At 58.7% G+C, this 19,090-nt stretch carries 17 protein-coding genes; 7 read left to right on the top strand and 10 right to left on the bottom strand.

What is annotated here, in order from left to right:
- The first annotated feature begins 73 nt into the window (after nucleotides 1-73).
- On the top strand, nucleotides 74-1,252 hold the full coding sequence (gene hmpA / locus BM267_RS01365) for an NO-inducible flavohemoprotein (protein ID WP_074778304.1): 1,179 nt from the start codon (nucleotides 74-76) through the stop codon (nucleotides 1,250-1,252).
- 69 nt (nucleotides 1,253-1,321) lie between these two features.
- On the opposite strand, the gene BM267_RS01360 is transcribed toward hmpA, so the two are convergent.
- Nucleotides 1,322-2,236: a LysR family transcriptional regulator gene (locus BM267_RS01360; protein WP_074778306.1), complete on the bottom strand. Its 915-nt coding sequence runs from the start codon at nucleotides 2,234-2,236 to the stop codon at nucleotides 1,322-1,324.
- Between the two features lie 96 nt (nucleotides 2,237-2,332).
- Between BM267_RS01360 and BM267_RS01355 the strand changes: the two genes are divergently transcribed.
- From BM267_RS01355 to BM267_RS01330, 6 genes are all read left to right on the top strand, one after another.
- Entirely contained in the window at nucleotides 2,333-3,418 is a 1,086-nt protein-coding gene (locus BM267_RS01355) for a tartrate dehydrogenase (RefSeq protein WP_218144701.1), read from the top strand.
- A 129-nt stretch (nucleotides 3,419-3,547) separates the two neighbouring features.
- Entirely contained in the window at nucleotides 3,548-4,813 is a 1,266-nt protein-coding gene (locus tag BM267_RS01350; RefSeq protein WP_074778308.1) for an aminotransferase family protein, read from the top strand.
- 24 nt (nucleotides 4,814-4,837) lie between these two features.
- Nucleotides 4,838-6,319 (top strand): NAD-dependent succinate-semialdehyde dehydrogenase, encoded by a 1,482-nt coding sequence (locus tag BM267_RS01345; RefSeq protein WP_083392398.1) that lies wholly within the window; start codon nucleotides 4,838-4,840, stop codon nucleotides 6,317-6,319.
- Nucleotides 6,320-6,535: 216 nt separating this feature from the next.
- Nucleotides 6,536-7,582 (top strand): TRAP transporter substrate-binding protein, encoded by a 1,047-nt coding sequence (locus tag BM267_RS01340; protein WP_083392399.1) that lies wholly within the window; start codon nucleotides 6,536-6,538, stop codon nucleotides 7,580-7,582.
- A gap of 83 nt (nucleotides 7,583-7,665) precedes the next feature.
- Nucleotides 7,666-8,199, top strand: a complete 534-nt coding sequence (locus BM267_RS01335; protein WP_074778312.1) for a TRAP transporter small permease — start codon at nucleotides 7,666-7,668, stop codon at nucleotides 8,197-8,199.
- Nucleotides 8,200-8,202: 3 nt separating this feature from the next.
- Complete coding sequence (locus tag BM267_RS01330) at nucleotides 8,203-9,483, top strand: TRAP transporter large permease (protein ID WP_074778314.1); 1,281 nt, start codon at nucleotides 8,203-8,205, stop codon at nucleotides 9,481-9,483.
- A 67-nt stretch (nucleotides 9,484-9,550) separates the two neighbouring features.
- Here BM267_RS01330 and BM267_RS01325 read toward each other — a convergent pair whose 3' ends face one another.
- The 9 genes from BM267_RS01325 to BM267_RS01285 all read right to left on the bottom strand — a co-directional run bounded on the left by BM267_RS01325 (nucleotide 9,551) and on the right by BM267_RS01285 (nucleotide 19,088).
- Complete coding sequence (locus BM267_RS01325) at nucleotides 9,551-10,255, bottom strand: GntR family transcriptional regulator (RefSeq protein WP_074778316.1); 705 nt, start codon at nucleotides 10,253-10,255, stop codon at nucleotides 9,551-9,553.
- Nucleotides 10,256-10,324: 69 nt separating this feature from the next.
- Nucleotides 10,325-11,086, bottom strand: coding sequence for an SDR family NAD(P)-dependent oxidoreductase (locus BM267_RS01320; protein ID WP_074778318.1), 762 nt, complete (start codon nucleotides 11,084-11,086; stop codon nucleotides 10,325-10,327).
- Between the two features lie 83 nt (nucleotides 11,087-11,169).
- On the bottom strand, nucleotides 11,170-11,553 hold the full coding sequence (locus BM267_RS01315) for a VanZ family protein (RefSeq protein ID WP_074778319.1): 384 nt from the start codon (nucleotides 11,551-11,553) through the stop codon (nucleotides 11,170-11,172).
- A 175-nt stretch (nucleotides 11,554-11,728) separates the two neighbouring features.
- On the bottom strand, nucleotides 11,729-13,813 hold the full coding sequence (locus BM267_RS01310) for a YjbH domain-containing protein (RefSeq protein WP_074778754.1): 2,085 nt from the start codon (nucleotides 13,811-13,813) through the stop codon (nucleotides 11,729-11,731).
- A 37-nt stretch (nucleotides 13,814-13,850) separates the two neighbouring features.
- The gene (locus BM267_RS01305; RefSeq protein ID WP_083392401.1) at nucleotides 13,851-14,636 is read right to left on the bottom strand and encodes a capsule biosynthesis GfcC family protein; all 786 of its coding nucleotides are present in this window, start codon (nucleotides 14,634-14,636) and stop codon (nucleotides 13,851-13,853) included.
- Complete coding sequence (locus BM267_RS01300) at nucleotides 14,633-15,286, bottom strand: YjbF family lipoprotein (RefSeq protein WP_074778321.1); 654 nt, start codon at nucleotides 15,284-15,286, stop codon at nucleotides 14,633-14,635. The genes BM267_RS01305 and BM267_RS01300 overlap by 4 nt, the downstream gene beginning before the upstream one ends.
- A 10-nt stretch (nucleotides 15,287-15,296) precedes the next feature.
- Entirely contained in the window at nucleotides 15,297-16,328 is a 1,032-nt protein-coding gene (locus BM267_RS01295; protein ID WP_328586256.1) for a polysaccharide biosynthesis/export family protein, read from the bottom strand.
- 164 nt (nucleotides 16,329-16,492) lie between these two features.
- The gene (locus BM267_RS01290) at nucleotides 16,493-16,771 is read right to left on the bottom strand and encodes a hypothetical protein (protein ID WP_074778325.1); all 279 of its coding nucleotides are present in this window, start codon (nucleotides 16,769-16,771) and stop codon (nucleotides 16,493-16,495) included.
- Nucleotides 16,772-16,868: 97 nt separating this feature from the next.
- Nucleotides 16,869-19,088 (bottom strand): polysaccharide biosynthesis tyrosine autokinase, encoded by a 2,220-nt coding sequence (locus BM267_RS01285; protein WP_074778327.1) that lies wholly within the window; start codon nucleotides 19,086-19,088, stop codon nucleotides 16,869-16,871.
- Nucleotides 19,089-19,090: the final 2 nt, after the last annotated feature.

Raw genomic sequence — 19,090 nt, 5'->3', positions numbered from 1 at the left:
AACGTGCCTCTGGCACGATACATGCTCTCCCTCATACCGCCTTGATATGAGTCAATTTTACAAGAGAGAAAAAATGCTATCCCAACAGAGTAAAGACATCATCGCCGCCACGCTGCCTGTCGTGCGTGAGCATGCCGCGACCATCACCGCAGTGTTCTACCCGTTGATGTTCGAGCGCTACCCCGAGGTAAAGGGCTTTTTCAACGAGGCGCACCAAGGGCAGGGCACGCAACCCCAGGCCCTGGCCAACGCGGTAGTCGCCTACGCCGCCAACCTGGATCGCCTGGAGGTGCTGGGTGATGCCGTCTCGCTGATCGTCCAGAAGCACGTATCGCTGAACATCCAGCCGGCGCACTATCCGATTGTCGGCGAATGTCTGCTGGCCGCTATCAGGGAAGTCCTTGGCGAAGCCGCCAGCGACGCCGTGCTGGGTGCCTGGGGTGAAGCCTATGGGCAACTGGCGGATATTCTGATCGGCGCCGAAGAGCAGCGCTACCAGCAGAACGAACAGAAAACCGGTGGCTGGCGCGGCGAGCGTAGCTTTACCGTGCAGCGCAAGGAGCGTGAAAGCGACGTGATCACCTCCTTTTACCTGGTGCCCAGCGATGACGGCCCGCTGGCCGAGTTCGTGCCCGGGCAGTTCACCTGCCTGGTGGTGGATATCGACGGCAGAAGGGTGCGCCGCAACTATTCCCTGTCCGACCGCCCGGGCCTTGGGCACTACCGTATCAGCGTCAAGCGCGAAGCTGAAGGGGAGGTATCCAGCTTCCTTCATGATCGCATCCAGGTCGGTGACGAACTGCGCCTGACCGCACCGAGCGGCAGCTTCATGCTTAACCAGCAGCAACGCCCGCTGGTACTGCTGACTGGCGGCGTGGGTATCACCCCGGCCATCAGCATGTTGCAGCCGGCACTGGAGAGCGGGCGTCAGGTGCACTTTCTGCACGGCGCGCTGAACAGCAGCACCCATGCATTCCGCGAGCATGTTGATGCGCTGGCGCAGCAGCATGACAACCTGTCGATCAGCTATGTGTACAGCCACCCGCTGGCAGGGGACCAGCCCCACGATACCGGCTTCTTCGACCAGCAGATGCTCAGTGCCATGTTGCCCGACGGCCCCGACGTGGATGTCTACTTCCTCGGCCCGAAGCCCTTCATGCAGAACTGCCAGAAACTGCTCAATGCCCTTGGCATTCCCGCAGAAAATCAGCGCTACGAGTTCTTCGGGCCGCTGGAAGAGCTATCAGCGTAAGCTGAGCTGGGAGCCGCCTGCCCGGGCGGTTTCCGTTATACCTCCGCGCCCAGACGCCGGCACGGGCCGCTAGTAGATTGGGTTTACGCGGCCAGGGAGTTCGGCCTGCAGGTAGCTCACAAATTCTCTGATACGGGCGGGAACAAAGCGCCGATGCTCGTACACCGCATGGAAGTCTGCACTTTCGGACTTCCAGGCCGGGAGCAGCTCCACCAGCCGGCCGCTTGACAGGTGTTCGCGCACATCCCAGTAAGAACGCAGAATAATCCCGTGACCATCCAGGGCGAAGCGCACAATAACTTCCCCGTCGTTGCTTTCCAAAGGCCCCGCCACCTTTACCGCTTGCTCTCGCTCACTGTGCTCGCGGTGAGTGAAGCGCCAGATAGCATAGTTGTCATTATTTTCGCGCAACACCAGACACGGGTGATCTGCCAGGCTGGCCGGCGTGTCCAGCGGGGCAATGCTCGACGCATAGGCGGGGGCGGCACATAACACCCGACGATTGGCGAGAACCAGACGGGCTACCAATCGCGAGTCGGGCAACTCTCCTACCCGGATGGCGATATCAACCCCTTGTTCACCAGGGGACATTGGAAAGTTGGATAGCTCCAGCGATGCGTCTATTCCAGGATTGCGCGCGCAGAAGTCAGATAGCAGCGGGGCCACATGGCGCCGTCCAAAGCCAAATGTGGCATTGATCTTGAGCGGCCCCGACAACGCGGCGCGCTGTGCACCGAGGGCTTCCTCCAGCTCGGATAGCTCTTCGAGTATGACTGCACCACGTAACAGGTAGCGCTCGCCCTCTGCCGTCAGGGTCAGCCGCCGGGTGGTGCGGCTGGCCAGAGTTACCCCGAGCCGGGTCTCGAGTAGTTTGAGGCGTTTGCTTACCGCAGAAAGGGAGAGGCCCAGCCCCTGGGCGGTGGTTGTGAGATTGCCAGCCCGCGCCAGGTGTTGGAAGAAAGCCAGGTCATCGAGTTTGGACATGAACCCTCCACTTTTATTCAATAGTAGATTGCATCTTAGACTGATTGTCGCCTTCACATCAGGGACTAGACTGGAGTCATTCCACTGGCAGGGGGAGTGAACGTGGCCCATCGCATTGCAGTGATTCCCGGCGACGGCATTGGCAAAGAAGTAATGCCCGAAGGTGTGCGGACGCTTGAGGCTGCGGCCAAGTGCTTCAATATCGAGCTGGAATTCGAGTATTTCGACTTCGCCAGCTGCGATTACTTCATCGAACATGGCCAGATGCTGCCCGATGATTGGTTCGAGACCCTCAAGGGTTTTGATGCCATTTTCTACGGGGCCGTGGGGTGGCCCGAGACGGTGCCCGACCATATCTCCCTCTGGGGATCACTGCTGCAGTTTCGTCGCCGCTTCGACCAGTACGTCAACCTGCGCCCCTGCCGGCTGCTTCCCGGTATCAAGAGCCCGCTAGCCGACCGGCAGCCGGGAGATATCGACTTCTACGTGGTGCGCGAGAACACCGAGGGAGAATACTCCAGCGTCGGCGGCAAAATGTTCGAGGGCACCGAGCGCGAGGTGGTAATCCAGGAGACGGTGATGACCCGCCATGGCACCGACCGGGTGTTGAAGTACGCATTCGATCTGGCCCAAAGCAGGCCCCGGCGGAAACTCACTTCAGCCACCAAATCAAACGGCATCGCCATCACCATGCCCTGGTGGGACGAGCGCGTTGCGGCGATGGGGCAGCATTATCCCGAGGTAACCGTCGATCAGTTCCATATCGATATCCTCACCGCTCACTTCGTCATGCACCCGGACTGGTTCGACGTGGTAGTAGCCAGCAACCTGTTTGGCGACATTCTTTCTGACCTGGGCCCGGCCTGCACCGGCACCATCGGTGTGGCCCCTTCGGCCAACATCAACCCTGAGGGCACCTTTCCGAGCCTGTTCGAGCCGGTACACGGCAGTGCGCCGGACATCGCCGGGCGCGGGGTGGCCAATCCGATCGGCCAGATCTGGTCCGGAGCCATGTTGCTCGAACATCTGGGTCATCAGGAGGCCGCAAACGCCATTGTCGCAGCCTTCGAGGCGGTACTTGCCGCCTGCGACAACAGCGTGCTGACGCCTGATATAGGAGGGCAGGGAACGACAGAAATCCTGGGCCGCGCTATCGCCAGAGCTATCTCTGACGGCAGATGACCCAGCGTGCGACCAATGACCCGGAAGTGTGATGTCGTTGGTTTGGATTAATTGTAAGACAGTACTACAGTTAGTGTTGTGAGGGATTGTATTACAATTTACCTGTTCTCACTTTGAGAGGAGTTCGATATGACTACTCCGGCATTATGGAGCGCACAGGCGCACATGCCCTCGGTAATCGGTCGCCAGATCAATGTGGTGTCCGCTGAAGGTGCGTATCTCACCACCGATACCGGCGCGCGGTTATTCGACGGCACCGCGTCGCTTTGGTACGCCAATATAGGCCACGCCCGCGAAGAGATGGCGCAGGTGGCATACGAGCAGATGAAGAAGCTTGAGGTCTACCATGTGTTCGGCCGCTATACCAACGAGCGGGCGATCGAGCTGTCCGAAAAACTCGTAAGCATTGCGCCAATCGACGACCCCAAGGTGATCCTGAACAGCGGCGGTTCAGACTCGATCGATGTCGCACTGAAGCTGGCGCGCCGCTACTGGAACCATGTGGGGCGCACGGACAAGAAAGTCATGATCAGCCGGGAAGGCTCCTATCATGGGCTCCACGCATATGGCACCAGTATCGCCGGTCTCGACTTCAATCGTGAGGGCTATGGTACCGACTCCCTGGTAGCAGACACCGAGCGTGTTGCCATGCATGACGCAGGCGCCTTCGCCGCGGCAATCGAGCGCATTGGCGCGAAGAATATCGCCGCGTACATCGCCGAGCCGGTCATGGGCACCGGTGGGGTGCATCCCCCGCAGGCAGGCTATTTTGAGGAGATCCAGCGCCTGTGCCGCGAGCACGACATTCTCTTCATCGCCGACGAGGTCATCACCGGCTTCGGTCGCACGGGCGAAATGTTCGCGTCGAGTCGATATCGGTTAAAGCCCGATATTGTCGTCTTCGCCAAGGGGATAACCTCGGGGTACGCAGCCCTTGGTGGCATCCTCGTCGCCCCTCGGGTGTGGCAACCCTTCTTTGAAAGAAGTGCGAACTCACCAATCTATCGCCACGGCACCACCTACTCTGGGCATCCGGTCACCGCCGCCCTGGCGCTGAAGAACCTCGAGATTCTGGAGCGTGAGGGTCTCGTCGCGCGGTCGGCGGAACTTGAACAGGTGCTTGCCAGAGAGCTCAAGGCGATTGAATCACATGAGTTTGTAACGAGCACGCGCGTCGGCGGGTTTCTCGGTGGCATCGAGCTGTCCAGCGATGTCAGCGCCGAGCTGGTGACCGATCAGATCATCGAGCGGGGCTTCATCACTCGCCCATTGCGCGGCAATACCATACAGATCAGCCCGCCCTTCATCACCACGGATCAGGAAGTACGCGATCTCGTTGGTGCGGTGCGTGCGGTGCTTGACGCCTCGAAGACGAAGACGGCCGCTATAGCGTAAGCAAACCAAGGAGAACGGAGCATCATGAGTCTGCCTACCCCCTCAGCCGAGCGACTTGCGGCTTCAGACGACGCGCTACGAAGTCTGCCGGGCTATAGCAATCACGAACCGGGCGAGAAGGAGTTCGCCGTACTCGACCCGTCGACCGAAGAGCGCATCGCCACCCTGCCGAGCTTGAGCCCTGAGGAGGCCATCGCACAGGTTGCCATTGCTCACGAAGCTGGCCGAGCCTGGGCGAAGACGACGCCGCGCCATCGGTCAGACACGCTGCACAACGCCTACCTGGTGCTCATCGCCAACAAGGAGCGGCTTGCCTACGTCATCAGCCGTGAGATGGGGAAGACGCTCGCCGAGGCCCAGGGTGAAGTGCAGTATGCCGCCGATTATGTGCGGTGGTATGCGGATGAGCTATTGCGTCCGGCTGGAGGCTACCGGGATAACCCCGCTGGAGGCTCGACGATTCTGACGAAGCGTGCACCGGTCGGTCTCGCGCTGCTCATAGCGCCATGGAACTTCCCGATGGCAATGATCACCCGCAAGATCGCACCCGCCATTGCGGCCGGTTGCGCCTCGGTGATCAAGCCGGCAGGGCTTACGCCGCTGACGACATTGCTCACGGTTGAATTGCTGGCCGAGGCCGGCGTGCCTCGCGAGCTGATGCGCGTGGTCACCACCACCCAGTCATCGGCCTTCAGTGAGGCAGTGCTCGGCGACCCTCGCGTGCGCAAGATTTCATTCACCGGCTCCACCGGCGTAGGCAGCACGCTCATGGGCCTGGCAGCGAAAAACATCGTTAAAAGCTCGATGGAGCTTGGCGGTAACGCACCACTTATCGTATTCGACGACGCCGACCTCGAACGGGCGGTGGAGGGGGCAATACTGGCGAAACTCCGTAATGGCGGGCAGTCCTGTGTCGCGGCCAACCGCATCTACGTCCAGGACGGAATTGCCAACGACTTCGTCGAGGCGTTCAGCAAGAGAATGTCGCAGATGGTGCTCGGACACTCTATCGCCGAGGGCGTGGACCTCGGGCCGGTCATCAACCGCGATGCGGTGAACAACTTCCAGCGCCTTGTAGATGATGCGGTCACTCGGGGCGCCGAATTGCGCGCCGGTGGCCGTGCTGCCGGGGACGCCGGGTACTTCTTCGAGGCGACGGTTCTCGATCGGGTGCCGGCCGACGCAGATATCGCCAACACAGAGATCTTCGGCCCGGTTGCAGCTATCTCCCGCTTCTCCACGCAGGAAGAGGTGCTCCAGCGAGCCAACGACACACCGTTCGGGCTGGCCGGATACGTCTTTACCGAGAATCTCGACCGCGCACTTAACGTTGCCGACCAGTTGGAGACCGGCCTGGTCGGTATCAATAACGGCGTACCCTCGAACCCCGCAGCACCGTTCGGTGGAATGAAGCAATCGGGTCTCGGGCGAGAGGGAAGTCACGAGGGGCTCGAAGAGTATCAGGAGATCCGTTACTACAATATTGCCAGGCGTGAGACCCGGTAAATGCGACATCAGCAGGTGGCCTGAGCCACCGGGGAGGAGATCAGAACGAGTGGCGCAAGGTGGGCAATTGAATTGCCTGCTGGCAAGTTGCCACAAAAAGGGGCTGTGCTACTGTACAACGGTGTTGGGGATCAACCTCAATGATAAAAAACGCTCCAACACTCGGAATCCATCAACCAAATACTCCGGACACCAAAGTCTAATAAAAGGAGATTCATGATGATTCGCAAGGCTGGTTTTATCGCTGTAGGTATTGCCGCTGCACTTGGTCTTTCTATCTGGGCAGGCGGTGAGGGTGGGCATGCTGTTGCGCAAAGCGATAGCTATACCATTAAATTCGGCAACGTCATTTCGGTCGGTGACACCCAGAACCAGGGATACGCATTATTCGCTGAGCTTGTGGAAGAGCGCTCTGACGGACGCATCAAGGTGCAGGTCTACCCGGACAGCCAACTCGGGGGCGAACGTGAAATGATCGAGGCCACGCAGTTCGGTGACATCGAGATGACGGCTCCCTCGGTCGGTGTGCTTGCCAACTTTGACAAGTCACTTGAGGTCTTCGACTTTCCCTTCATCTTCGAGGATGCCGAGACCGCATATAAAGTCCTCGATAGCGAGCTGGGTGACGAGATGCTTGCCGGTCTTGAAAACAGCGGCTTGATCGCACTGGGCTGGGGCGAGAACGGTTTCCGCAACCTGGCGATGGTCAAAGGCACGGTCAGAACGCCTGAGGACATGCGGGGTATCAAGCTGCGCACCATGCAGGTACCAATGCATATCGCCTATTGGCGGAGTATCGGCGCAGCGCCAACCCCCATGCCTTTCCCCGAGGTTTTCACCTCTCTCCAGCAGGGTGTAGTCGACGGGGTTGAAAACCCGTACGAGCTACTCTTCTCGGCAAGGTTTACCGAGCCGGCGCACTTCCTCACCGAGACCAGGCACATCTACGATCCCGAGGTCATTCTCATCAGCAAGACCTTCTTTGAAGGCCTTTCAGCTGAAGATCAAAAGATTATCCGAGATGCTGCAGATGAAATGGTAGCGAAGATCCGTTCGCTCAAGTCGACTATCAGTGACGAGATCCGGGCCAAGATCGTGGCCGCCGGTGGAACGGTAACCGACTTGACCGATGAAGAACGCCAACAGTGGATCGATTCCGCCATCCCGTTCTACAAGGAGAATGCATCCAAAGTCGACACGGGGAAACTCAAAGCCATTCTTGAGGCAGCAGGTAACACTACCTACCTCGAAGCCATCCAGTAGTCGCTGTTGAATGTGCTCCTGCCAAGGACAGTATCCTCAGGCAGGGGCACACTGTTTTCTCTGCACTTGGGGGATTGCTGCCTATGCTCAAAAGTATCTATGCGCACTTCGATGAGCATGTGGAGACCTATCTGGCTACCGTGGCATTGACCGTTTTCGCCTCACTCGTCATTTTTCAAGTCGTCATGCGGTATGTATTCAACAACCCATCAGTCTGGTCTGAAGAAATCGCCCGCTACGCCCTCGTCTGGTTCGTCTATCTCAGCGGAAGCTATGCGGTGAAGTACCAGCGGCATGTCAGGTTCAATGTGATCGTCGACCTGATTGGCAAGAAGGTACCGCTCGCCCAGCGCATCATCCGCCTTTTCGTGCTGGTACTCTGGCTCGCATTTCTCATCTTCATGCTGAAACTCGCGGTTGACATGGTCGATCGGCAGTTCACCACGGGGCAGCGTGCGCCGGCCTCTCAAATCCCCATGTATCTTGTTTATCTGGGGCTGCCCCTCGGGTTGCTGCTGATGTCCTTTCGCGTATTGCAGCATACGACCAGAGCCATCATCGACATCGTCAGGCAACCCTTTGCACCCATCCCTCCGTCACAGACCGAGGTAGACTGACCCATGGGCATCAGCGTTCTTTTCCTGAGCTTCCTGATATTGCTTATCCTGGGCATGCCGGTTGCGTTTGCGCTCGGCATCTCATCGCTACTCTCTGTTCTCGCTACCGGAGTGGTCCCGGTCAACTATCTCACCCAGACCATGTTCGGCGCGGTGGACTCCTATTCGCTCCTGGCCGTCCCGCTCTTCGTACTCTCCGGCGTCATCATGGAATATGGCGGGCTCTCACGAAGGCTCATCGATGCGGCGAAAGCCTTCGTCGGCCACATGACCGGTGGCCTGCCGGCAGTTACCTTGCTGGGCACAGCAGTATTCGCGATGTTGAGCGGCTCGGGGCCCGCAACCGTGGCCGCGATTGGCGGCATCATGATCCCAGCGATGATCCGAGAGGGGTATGGGCGAGGGTTCAGTGCCGGGCTGGTGGCCACTGGTGGCGGGATCGGCATCGTGATTCCGCCCAGCATTCCGCTCATCATCTACGGGATCACCACGAACACCTCAATCGGCGACCTGTTCCTGGCGGGCTTTGTCCCCGGGTTCGCCATCGTGCTTCTGCTGTACCTCATGAGCCGCCATATGTCGAAGAAGCACGGTTATGGTGGTGATGTACCCAAGGCCAGCTGGAAGGAGCGCCGGGCTGCGTTATGGCATGCCAAATGGACACTGCTGATGCCCGTCGTCGTGCTTGGCGGCATCTACGGAGGCATTTTCACCCCCACAGAGGCGTCCGGTGTTGCCGTGGCGTACAGCCTGGTGCTCGCCCTCATCTACAGTGAGACGAAGATTACCCAGATCCCGATAATGCTGAAGGCGACCTTCCTTATCTCGGGGATGATCCTGGTCATCATTGCGACCGCATCGACCTATGCCAGGGTGCTGACACTCGAACGCATCCCCACGCTCATCGCTGATTTTCTCGGTGCACTACCAGTACCGTTCTGGGCGATTCTGGCGGTGATCCTGATCCTGCTGGTGTTCATTGGCATGTTCATGGAAACCATCGCAGGCATCATCCTTCTTGCCCCCATTCTTGTGCCTGTGGTCACGGCAATGGGCATGGACCCGGTGCACTTTGGCGTGGTCATGATTATGGCGTCGATGATCGGATTCGCCACTCCGCCGGTGGGGGATAACCTCAACGTCGCCAGTGCGATCAGCGGGCTCTCGATCGAAAAGGTGAGTCTCGCAGCGCTCCCATTCGTGGCCGCGCTCATCGTGATGCTATTCGTCATAGCCTACGTGCCGCAGATCTCGATGTTTTTGCCCAACTGGTTAGGCAAATAACCTGCTCTCTCACCCCTGGTACCCCCCGCGGAGGCGGGGCCCCGGGGTTCAGGACACCTCGATGCTGCTACGGATTCCCGGCTTTCACCGAGGATGACAGGGTAGGGCTGGGCTGTTTTTGCTGGGAGTGTATAACCTGGTCGATAAAAGCTTCGGACTCATCCAGGTGGGCGCTGAATGCTTCGACTGCGGCGTCGGGATCTCCTGCGCGGATGGTATCCAGCAGCACACGGTGCTGGCGAGCGATCTCGCTGGGTGATTCATGGCTGGAACGGAAGTAGGTCAGAGCAAGCCGCTTTTCCGCAGAGATACTGCGGTAAAACTTTTGCAGACGAGTGCTGCCGGTAGCTGCAATCAGCGCCTGATGAAACTCGAAGTCAAACTTGAGCACTTCATCCCAGCCATCTTCGTCGCGCAGTACTTCCATGAACCTGACCGCATTTTCGGCGTCTTTCGGCACCACCTTCCGAGTGGTGAGAATACGGACTGTTTCGAGCTCAATCAGCCGGCGCACCGCGAACAGATCACGAATATCGCTTTCTGAAAACCGAGGAATGTAAACACTCCTGTTGGGCTCGCGACGCAGAATGCCATCATGTATGAGCATCACGACGGCTGAGCGAATGGTTTGTCGTGGTACTTCGAACCGGGCCGCGAGCTGCGTTTCGATGAGCGTCTCTCCGGGGCGGAACATCCCGCTGAAGATGTCTTCGCTGAGCTGCTCAGCAATGGCTTCTACTACCGAAACAGTTCGGAGCTTATGCGGGCTCATGACGCCTCATTGAGTGAAATCTCGGGGGTTTTGAGCATAGCATGAGCACGTAATATTGTTATACAACAGCTATTTCGCCAGATACCCGCCATCGACGGGAATGGATATCCCGGTCAGATAAGAGTTGTCTGGCGAAGCGAGGAAGCTCACGACCGAGGCAACATCGTTTGACTCGGCGATGCGCCCCAGGGGAATCGCCGACGCAACACGTTCTGCTTCCCCCTCAGGGTCTGGCAGGCTATCCAGCCACTGCTGATAAAGCGGGGTCCGGGTCATGCCGGGGGCAACGGCGTTGACCCGAATGTTCTCCGGGGCCAGGTCAATGGCAGCAGCCTTGGTGAAGGCGAGCATCGCGCCTTTGCTCGCACTGTAGACGCCCATGGTCGGGACGCCGATGCTCGCAAGACGTGAGGTGACATTGATGATGGAGCCGCCTTCACCCTGCGCCTTCATGGTTCTTGCAGCAGCGATCAGAAGGTTCATGGGAGCGAAGGTGTTGGTCTCGAAGGTACTGCGAATCTCTTCCTCGCCCACCGCGAGCAGGTCATTCGTATGGTCGATTGCCGCATTATTGACGAGCACATCAAGCCGCCCCCACTCGGCGAGCGTTGCCTCGATCAGCCGGTCTGCTGCGCCAGGCTGGCTCAGGTCGGCACGGATGAATCGGCAGCGCTCACCAAGTTCATCAGCGACCCGACGCCCGCGCTCATCTGATCGCCCGGTAATCAGAACGTGCAGACCGTCCTGAATCAACCGCCTGGCGATCTCCACACCAATTCCCGACGTAGCTCCTGTTACCAGTGCCACGGACGTTGCATTCTGCTGAGTCATTTTCACTTTTTACCCCGCTATTGACCGGAATAGAATTTGAAAAGTGGCGATAGGGCCCGGCCGGGATGGTACGCGGCCTGCCGTCACACCCTGCGCATGGAATAACACTGCCAGGCCAATATTACCAGCAACCCGGCTCCCACCCCCACGCTGTTGGCGTAGATATCGTGGATGTCCGCAGAGCGGGTGGGCTGGAAGGACTGCACGAACTCCACCGCCACGCCCACGCTGAACATGAGTACGCCACGCAACCACCAGCGCCACCGGGGGAAGGCCAGGTAGCTGAGCAGGGTGCAGATGAACAGGCCACCGGCGTGGTAGACGGAATCGATCATGTTGAATTTGAATGGCGTCGGTGGCGGGCCAGGGCGCATGCCGAGATACATGCCCAGGAACAGCACCGAGAAAAACAGGATCTTGTAAAGGAGCCGGTAGCGGGTCCAGTGGCGGAAAAGGCTTATCCACATAGCGGCAGAGAATTCCTAATACGGAAAGCAGACGTTGGCTGATGGAAAGGCTTCGCGGCCAAAGCCGCTCCCACAGAGCCTGCTCTAATATCGAGCTTAGGCTTGAAGCGCTGCTGGATGAGCGCTTCCTGTGGGAGCAGGCTTGCCCGCGAAGAGGTTGGCAGAGCGGAGTGGATCACTCCGTCATCAACCCAAAGCCATCATTGAAATGGTCAATGTTCCGCGCATTGGTCATGTTGTACAGACCATACTGCCTCGCCAGTCTCGCACCACCGTCTCGCGTGGTCGGGTTCCAGGCGATGGTGCCGGCAGAGGTCGTTGACCGGGAGAAGAAGGCATCGAACGGGAAGGTAAAATAGATCCCCTTGTCGAAGCTACCTTCACCGAAGTCTTCCGAGGATACATCCGTCCTGGTCGCCCAGGCCCCCACGGTCACACCATTGGCAAAGCGGCGAGACAGATCCAGGGTGGCACCGTAATCCCCGGCCAGGTAGCGACCGGCGCTGCCTTTGGCGAGGATGTCCCAGAAGCGAGTCTGGGAATAACCGGTGATATGCCCGGTCCAGGTAGAGTAATCGCGGAAGTCGAAGTTCTGGCGGAAGCCGCGTTGTTTCACCCAGTTGGCGTCCACACCGATCGCCCAGCCAGCATCGAAGGGTCGGTACAGCACCTCGCCACCGACACCACCGAACATGCTCTCCAGCAGACCAACATAGGCCATGGTATACACATCACGATCCAGCTGTCGGGTATGGGTGTACTGCAGGTTCTCCAGCACCACGTCCGAGGTCACCAGGTACTCACGGATATGCGTACGCACCTGGGGCAGATTACTGGTGCCGCGCATCTCGAACTTGTCATAGTTGTTGAGCAGGTTCACACCCAGGTTACCGCGCACCCAGTTATTGCGGTTGAAGCGGTATTCGGCATTAACGCGAGCCAGGAACTGATAGAGAATGAACCCGTCTGGGCCGCCCATGTTCTGCTTGTAGCCCAGCGACAGACCCCAGTCGAACTTATCCAGCTCAGCGGTATGCACCACATCCTTGCTTACTACGCTGGGTGTGGCATTGACGATGCCGCGGCGCAGGTCTTCAGTGTCGGCGGCATTCTGCTCGTAATCGCGCAGCCGCTGCGGGTTGATGCTGGTTTCGCTCACGGCCATGCCGCGGGGCTTGTTGACCAGGGTGTACCAGTCGTAGGTGCCTTCACCCAGGCTGTTGTCCAGCACGCGGGAGGCGCGGGTAACGCCTTCGGCTTCGTTGCGATAGGTGGTCTGCTCGCCGGTAACGATGACTTCCCGGTCCTTGATGGCGATTTCTTCCACCTCGAAGCCGGCATTGTCTTTCAGGCGATCGCTGACGTTGGCCCAATCGACCGTTTGCCCGGATACACCCGCGGGCAGGGGGCGGCGCGCTTCCGGTTCGGGATCGAGAAACTTTTCCGGCCCGCGCCCGGTTTTCAGGTTGGTGCTGAAAGTGATACCGATCATCGCGGTATTGCCGCGCTCCCAGCCGGCACTGATATCAATGCCGTCTCTGACCTTGAACACCGCACCAATATTGAAACGCGAATCCGCTACCTCAAAATCCGGGTCGCCCGGCTCGGAGGAGTAGTCGTTACCTTCCATCTCGACCTTCAGGCGCAGCCGATCCCAGGGCGTCTGGTATTCGACCCCGCCAAAGAAGGCCGCCGGGCCGCTGAAATAGGTACTGGTATTGAAATTACCGCCCCGGTCACCCTCTGCACGCCCAGCGCGTTCGCTGTCGCGCAGGCCGCCGAAGGGGTTGCTGATATCGCCCCGATTGCCGTGATAACCCCAGGCGATGCCCAGGCTCAGGTCCAGATCCCAGAAGCGTTTGTTTGCCACAAAATATTCACTGGAGAACAGACCTGTACCGCCGACGTCCACAAAGCCCAGCGCAATCTGGGGTATCCAGTAGGATTCTTCCCACAGCCGGAACTTGGCGTCCATGGCCTTATCCTTCAGGCTCTGATCACCACTGAATTCCTCGGATGCGCTATACCGGCGATTATTGAGCGTGGTATAGCGCAACGTCCCTTCCAGCCACGGCAGCGGGGTGACAGAAATACTGTAACGACTATAGGGCGATACCCGGTTGGCGTTGAAGCTGAAAGCACCTTCATCGGCAAATCGCGCCGTGGGAGTCTGCAGCAGCCCCACGCCGCCAAAATCGCTCTGGGTGGTACGGTACCGATCAGCCAGGGCATTCTGCGAGAGAATGGCCAGGGCCAGCAGCGTGGGTACAAACAACGCTGCCTGTTTATGCAAAGACTTACTCACTATAACGGCCTCCCAGGCTGTACTGGGTAGCCAGCAGCGCTGCCATATCCTTATTCAAGTCCCGGGCATCCGGTGACAGGGCGGCGGAGTTTACGGGCACGTAAATGATCGCCCCAACGGCCAGCGTGACCGGTTGCTGATTCCAGTGGGCAATGCCCACCCGCTCGGTGGTGCCATCGGGTTGAATCACATGCACATAGTCGCGACCAGCCGAGGCATGGAGTGGGCATTGCCGCAGGTAGTCCTTGAGGCGCAAGCCGGCATCGAAGGGCAATTGACAATTGGCAGCCACGGCACCCAGCACCCGGATAGTGCTCGGACGGCGGGGGTAGACCAGCTCATCGCCCGCTTCGAGCAAATCATTCTTGCTGGCGAGCAGCAATTGGAAAGGGTCCAGCTCAGCGACGACCCGCCCGGTAACGGGCAGGCGCTCGACGAGGGATTCCATGCGCTCGAGCAATTGTTGCAGCTCAGCGTTATTCTCGCCTCGGGCATACAAGCCATTGGCTCGCAACTCGTACAACACACCAGCCTTCAGGCGCTGTTGTGGCTCAATGGCGCTCTGGCGCAGCAGGGCGGCACCCAACGGCCAGGCCTGGGCACTCACCTGACCGGCCACTACCGCGTCATGCAGGCGAGCGCCTTGGCGCCATTGATACTCACCGGGCTTCAACACCGCGCCATCGATATAAATGGTGTCAGCAGCGAGGGGGGCGGCCAGCGAACCGGCGAATAGCGCCGCCATGGCAGCGCGACGAAGAGAGCGCAGGGTGATCATGATTGACCCCCAGCGGTTTTCAGCAGAGTAAGGCGCAAGGGTGGCAGGTCCGGAGCAAAGTGTTGAACGCTGCGGCGCACCAGCCCGGTGTCCGGCTCCAGCCAATAATGATTGGTGGCCTTGAAGCCCAGCTCCGGCATGCGGATATGCTCATCCACGCGCTGCAGCTGGTGGCGTTGCCCCATGTATTCGATGGTTTCAACGGGGCCACGCTTATAGCGCGCATACTGGCGCAGGCCGGTCTGGTATTGAGCGGGGTAATCCACCAGGCGAACAACCTCGGTGCCATCGGCCACGTTCAGCAAGCCAGCATTGAAGGGGTCGCCTGCCACCAGCGGCGCGATGATGTCGGCGGGCAGCCCAGCCGTCCGGGTAACACGCCCATGCTGCGTGAGCAGCATCTCCGTATTGCCGTACCACTCGACCAGGCCGGTGCCGGTACCATTGCTGACCAGCATCGCCTCGGCCGCGCCCAGGCGGACAGCCAGCGCCGGGCCGTTGACGGCGTGCACCTTGTCAACGGTAATTGGCGACTCAGGCCCGGATATGGCCAGCTTCATGGTTTGCAGGGCATCGCCTGACAGCGAATTGCACCCGGTCATGCCAGCCATGGCCATGCCCAGTACGACCGTACGTAAAAAGGTCTTCACCGGGGCGTCCTCAGTTGTTGCTTCTTACTTCATCTTCCGTTCTGGCACCGGTATAGAGAATGGTGGCAGTGGGCAGCAGCTGGCTGATAAAGCGGTTCCAGCGCGTCACGCCTGCAGCACCCACAAAGACCACATCTTGTGGCTGCATCTCGAACTGATTAGCCAGAATGAACGCCGAAGGTGACTGGGCATTGAGCTGGAACACGGTCGCCTTCTCGTTCTCGATATTCTCGACGCCGCGAATCACATACACTTCTTTGCCACTGGAACTCAGCGGCGAAGGGCCGCCGACGGTACCCAGCACTTCGCTAAGAGTCATCTTGCTGGTGCGGTAAGGTATTGCGCCAGGGCGACCAATCTCGCCCATAACCAGTATCTTGCGGGAGTCGTTCAGACCCATATGCACCTTATCGCCAGGGCGCAGGTACACGTCGCCAATGCGGCTCGGCATGCTGGTCAGGCGGTCATAGTCCAGGCGATAGGTCACGCCATCGCGGATGATCTGCAGGTTGGACAGATCAGCAGTCTGGGGATTGATGCCGGCCTGGCCTACTGCTTCCAGCAGCGTCAACCGTTGCGCATTCACCGGCAGGATGCCGGCATTCTCGAAGGCGCCGCTGAAATAGATCTTCTGGCTGTTGTATTCGATGACGTTAACGTCAACCTGGGGCTGTTCGATATAGCGCGCCAAGCGGGTGGCAATGATCTCACGCAGTTCTTCTAGGGTCTTGCCCGCTACATGCACATTGCCGATAAAGGGGTAAAACAGCGTGCCATCATCCCGCACTACCCGGGCGTTGGCACTGGAGGGTTGTTGTTGGCCACCGGGAATGGTCAGCTCGGGATGGTCCCAAACAGTGATAAACAGCGCATCGTTAGCGCCGATCCGGTAATTTTCCGGGGAATAGTCAAGCAGCGCCTGAGGTACTGCCAGTCTGTCATTGACAGCCTGATCCTGAGCGATCAGCTTGGGCGTGATCTGGACCATTTCCACCATGCTGTTTTCAGCGGAATCCTGACTGATCAGGCGGTCGGTGTCCATGTGCATCCCGGGGGAGAACATGCAAGCCTGGAGGAGAAGGGTGGAGGCGCCCAGAGCGACAAGCGGGAATCGGATCATGATTGGTATTCTTCCGTGGTGTTCCAAGTAAAAAAAAGCCACCTGAAGCAAGGTTTCAGGTGGCTCTTTCCAGCCGCAACGATAAATCAGTTGGTCTGGGTGGCAGTACTTGTCGATGTAGAAGTGCCGCCGCTGCTGTCGCTATCGGAAGCCGCTGCTACAGCCAGGCCCACAGCCGCAACACCCAGTGCTACGCCACCGTAGGAGCCCAGAGTGCCTTCAGCTGCACCTGCACCTGCACCTGCATTGGTACCAGCAGCAGCTGCCGGTGCGCCTGTTTCAGCAGGAGCGTCCTGCTGAGCGAAAGTAAGACCGGAGGCGAGCAGAAGACCACTGGCCACCAATGCGATTGCTTGTTTTTTCATATCTCGACTCCTTAAAAGTTCGTGTCTGTCGGATTATACCGACTTGGTTACCCATGGGAACCCACTAAATCATAATGGTTCCATATTGCAAACTGATTTATTTGGCGTCCGACTTGTATTCGTACTGATAATAGCCGTAATTACCGTAGCCGTATGCTGCTGCCTTCTTCTGTACCGCATTGAAGATGGCGCCCTTGATCTCGATACCGTTATTGCGGAAGCGCTGTACGGTCAGCTCCACTTCCTTCACCGGGTTCAGGCCAAAGCGGGTCACAATCAGGCTGGTGCCCGCCAGCCTGCCGACCAGGGCAGCATCGGTCACTGCAAGAATAGGCGGTGTATCGACAATGACAAGGTCATACATCGAACTGAGTTGATCCAGCAGGGCCTGGAAATTGGAATGCATCAACAGTTCAGATGGGTTTGGCGGAATGGTACCCCGGCTGATGAAGTGCATGCCCTCCACCTCGGTCTTATGCATTACATCCGCCAGGGTGTGGGTATGCACCAGCAAACCCGACAGGCCAGCATCCGGGCTCATGTTGACCAGTTTGTGCAGGTAACCCTTGCGCATATCGGCATCGACCAGCACCACCTTCTGGCCACTCTGGGCCACGATGGCTGCCAGGTTGGCAGACACGAAGGACTTGCCTACCCCTGGGCTGGGGCCGGAGATCATCAGGACATTATTCTTCGCTTCCATCATGGCGAAGTGCAAGCTCGTGCGCAGGCTGCGCAGCGCCTCGATCGACAGATCCGCCGGGTTGGTAGCCGCGAGCAAATGGGACCCTTGTACATGTGAGGGCTTGCCCTTGAAGCCGCGCTCCATAACTTCCTGGTCCTTACTGAAAGGTATTGAGGCATAGACCGGCAAGCCGATCTGTTCAATCAGCTCGGGGTTCTCGATGCCACGGTTCAGCGCATGGCGGAGCAGGGCGATAGCGACGCCCAGCATGCCACCCAGCAGGGTAGCCAGCACCACGATTAAGGGCTTCTTCGGTTTGACCGGCGCGCTGGTATCCACGGCGGCAGTGTCAATAATGCGCACATTGCCCACGGTACCGGCACGCATCACGTCCAGCTCCTGGGATTTGTTCAGCATCTGGGTGTAGATCTCGGTACTCACCTGCACATCGCGGGTCAGGCGCAGCAGCTCTTGCTGGGTTTCCGGCAGGCCGCCGACTTCTTCCAGCAGACGGTCCCGCCGGTTCTCCAGCTGGCCCATCTGGCTCATCAGCGCCTGATAGCTGGGGTGGTCGCGGGTAAAGCGGCGTTGCAGCTCTTCGCGCTTGAGGGTGAGTTCGGAAATGGCCGCTTCCAACTCTACGACTTGGTTCAATACGGATTGGGTTTCGATGGTGATATCCACCGAACCCGCGCTGGCCTGGTAGGCATTCAACGCACTCTCGGCCTGTTCCAGATCCTTGCGTACCTTTGGTAGCTGGTCGGTCAGGAACTCCAGGCTCTGCTGGGCCTCGGCGGACTTTCGCTCGACATTCTGGCGCACATACAGCCGGCTGACTTCATCCAGCACTGCCATAGCGAAGGCAGGCTTGGTATGTTGAAGTGCAACAGTCATTATGCCGGAGTCCTTGCCTCTCTCACTGGCTGCGATCTCGCGCTGGAGGCTCAGAATGGTGCTCAATCGGCCGCGTTTCACGACGTCAAACTCTGTGCCGGGGCGGGCAATCAACTCGGCCACCTGAATCTTGATGCCATTAACGTCTACAGCTTCACCTACTGTACCGGTCACCAGCTCCTGGCTAGCTTCATTGAAAAGGGTATAAGCGCCATTTTCACCCGCGACCAGGACCAGGGGTTCTCCCTCATAAGCGGGCGATACGTCAAGCTGGAATATATCAATACGCTCGCCACCCCAGGCAAAGCTGCCAAAGCCGAGAAAGGCGCTGGCCACGGGCTGCTCAGGCTCGGCCTGAAAGCGGCGGTGCATAAAGGGACCAATCACCGGGAACAGTTTCGGTTCGGCAACAATGGTCAGCTTGAGGTTGTCCACAGCCTGGCCAATCACCTGGCGGGACTTGAGCAACTCAATCTCGGTTACGGCGGGAGAGCTGGTTGCGAACATTTCACTGTCACCCAGCAAGCTGCCAACACCGGAGGATTTCTCTTCAATTTGGATCATGCCATTGGCCTGGTAGACCGGTGTACTCAACACCGCATAGGCAATACCTACTACGGCAAAGAAGACGGTACAGGCAATGATGATGGCCTTGTTGTCCAGCAGCGCGCCCAGCAGCGCCAATAGATCGATTTCATCACTGGATTTAGGTGGCGCAACGGCAGGCGTATTCTGCATCA

The sequence above is a fragment of the Halopseudomonas bauzanensis genome (assembly GCF_900114735.1).
GTDB classification, from domain to species: domain Bacteria; phylum Pseudomonadota; class Gammaproteobacteria; order Pseudomonadales; family Pseudomonadaceae; genus Halopseudomonas; species Halopseudomonas bauzanensis.
Note: the sequence above shows the minus strand (reverse complement) of the source record. Positions and strands in the feature narration are given on the sequence as shown.

What these genes read in the sequence shown, in the direction of transcription:
- hmpA (WP_074778304.1), top strand. Translation starts at nt 74, where the DNA reads ATGCTATCCCAACAGAGTAAAGACATCATCGCCGCCACGCTGCCTGTC.
- BM267_RS01360 (WP_074778306.1), bottom strand. Translation starts at nt 2,236, where the DNA reads ATGTCCAAACTCGATGACCTGGCTTTCTTCCAACACCTGGCGCGGGCT.
- BM267_RS01350 (WP_074778308.1), top strand. Translation starts at nt 3,548, where the DNA reads ATGACTACTCCGGCATTATGGAGCGCACAGGCGCACATGCCCTCGGTA.
- BM267_RS01345 (WP_083392398.1), top strand. Translation starts at nt 4,838, where the DNA reads ATGAGTCTGCCTACCCCCTCAGCCGAGCGACTTGCGGCTTCAGACGAC.
- BM267_RS01340 (WP_083392399.1), top strand. Translation starts at nt 6,536, where the DNA reads ATGATGATTCGCAAGGCTGGTTTTATCGCTGTAGGTATTGCCGCTGCA.
- BM267_RS01335 (WP_074778312.1), top strand. Translation starts at nt 7,666, where the DNA reads ATGCTCAAAAGTATCTATGCGCACTTCGATGAGCATGTGGAGACCTAT.
- BM267_RS01330 (WP_074778314.1), top strand. Translation starts at nt 8,203, where the DNA reads ATGGGCATCAGCGTTCTTTTCCTGAGCTTCCTGATATTGCTTATCCTG.
- BM267_RS01325 (WP_074778316.1), bottom strand. Translation starts at nt 10,255, where the DNA reads ATGAGCCCGCATAAGCTCCGAACTGTTTCGGTAGTAGAAGCCATTGCT.
- BM267_RS01320 (WP_074778318.1), bottom strand. Translation starts at nt 11,086, where the DNA reads ATGACTCAGCAGAATGCAACGTCCGTGGCACTGGTAACAGGAGCTACG.
- BM267_RS01315 (WP_074778319.1), bottom strand. Translation starts at nt 11,553, where the DNA reads ATGTGGATAAGCCTTTTCCGCCACTGGACCCGCTACCGGCTCCTTTAC.
- BM267_RS01305 (WP_083392401.1), bottom strand. Translation starts at nt 14,636, where the DNA reads ATGATCACCCTGCGCTCTCTTCGTCGCGCTGCCATGGCGGCGCTATTC.
- BM267_RS01295 (WP_328586256.1), bottom strand. Translation starts at nt 16,328, where the DNA reads ATGGACACCGACCGCCTGATCAGTCAGGATTCCGCTGAAAACAGCATG.
- BM267_RS01290 (WP_074778325.1), bottom strand. Translation starts at nt 16,771, where the DNA reads ATGAAAAAACAAGCAATCGCATTGGTGGCCAGTGGTCTTCTGCTCGCC.
- BM267_RS01285 (WP_074778327.1), bottom strand. Translation starts at nt 19,088, where the DNA reads ATGCAGAATACGCCTGCCGTTGCGCCACCTAAATCCAGTGATGAAATC.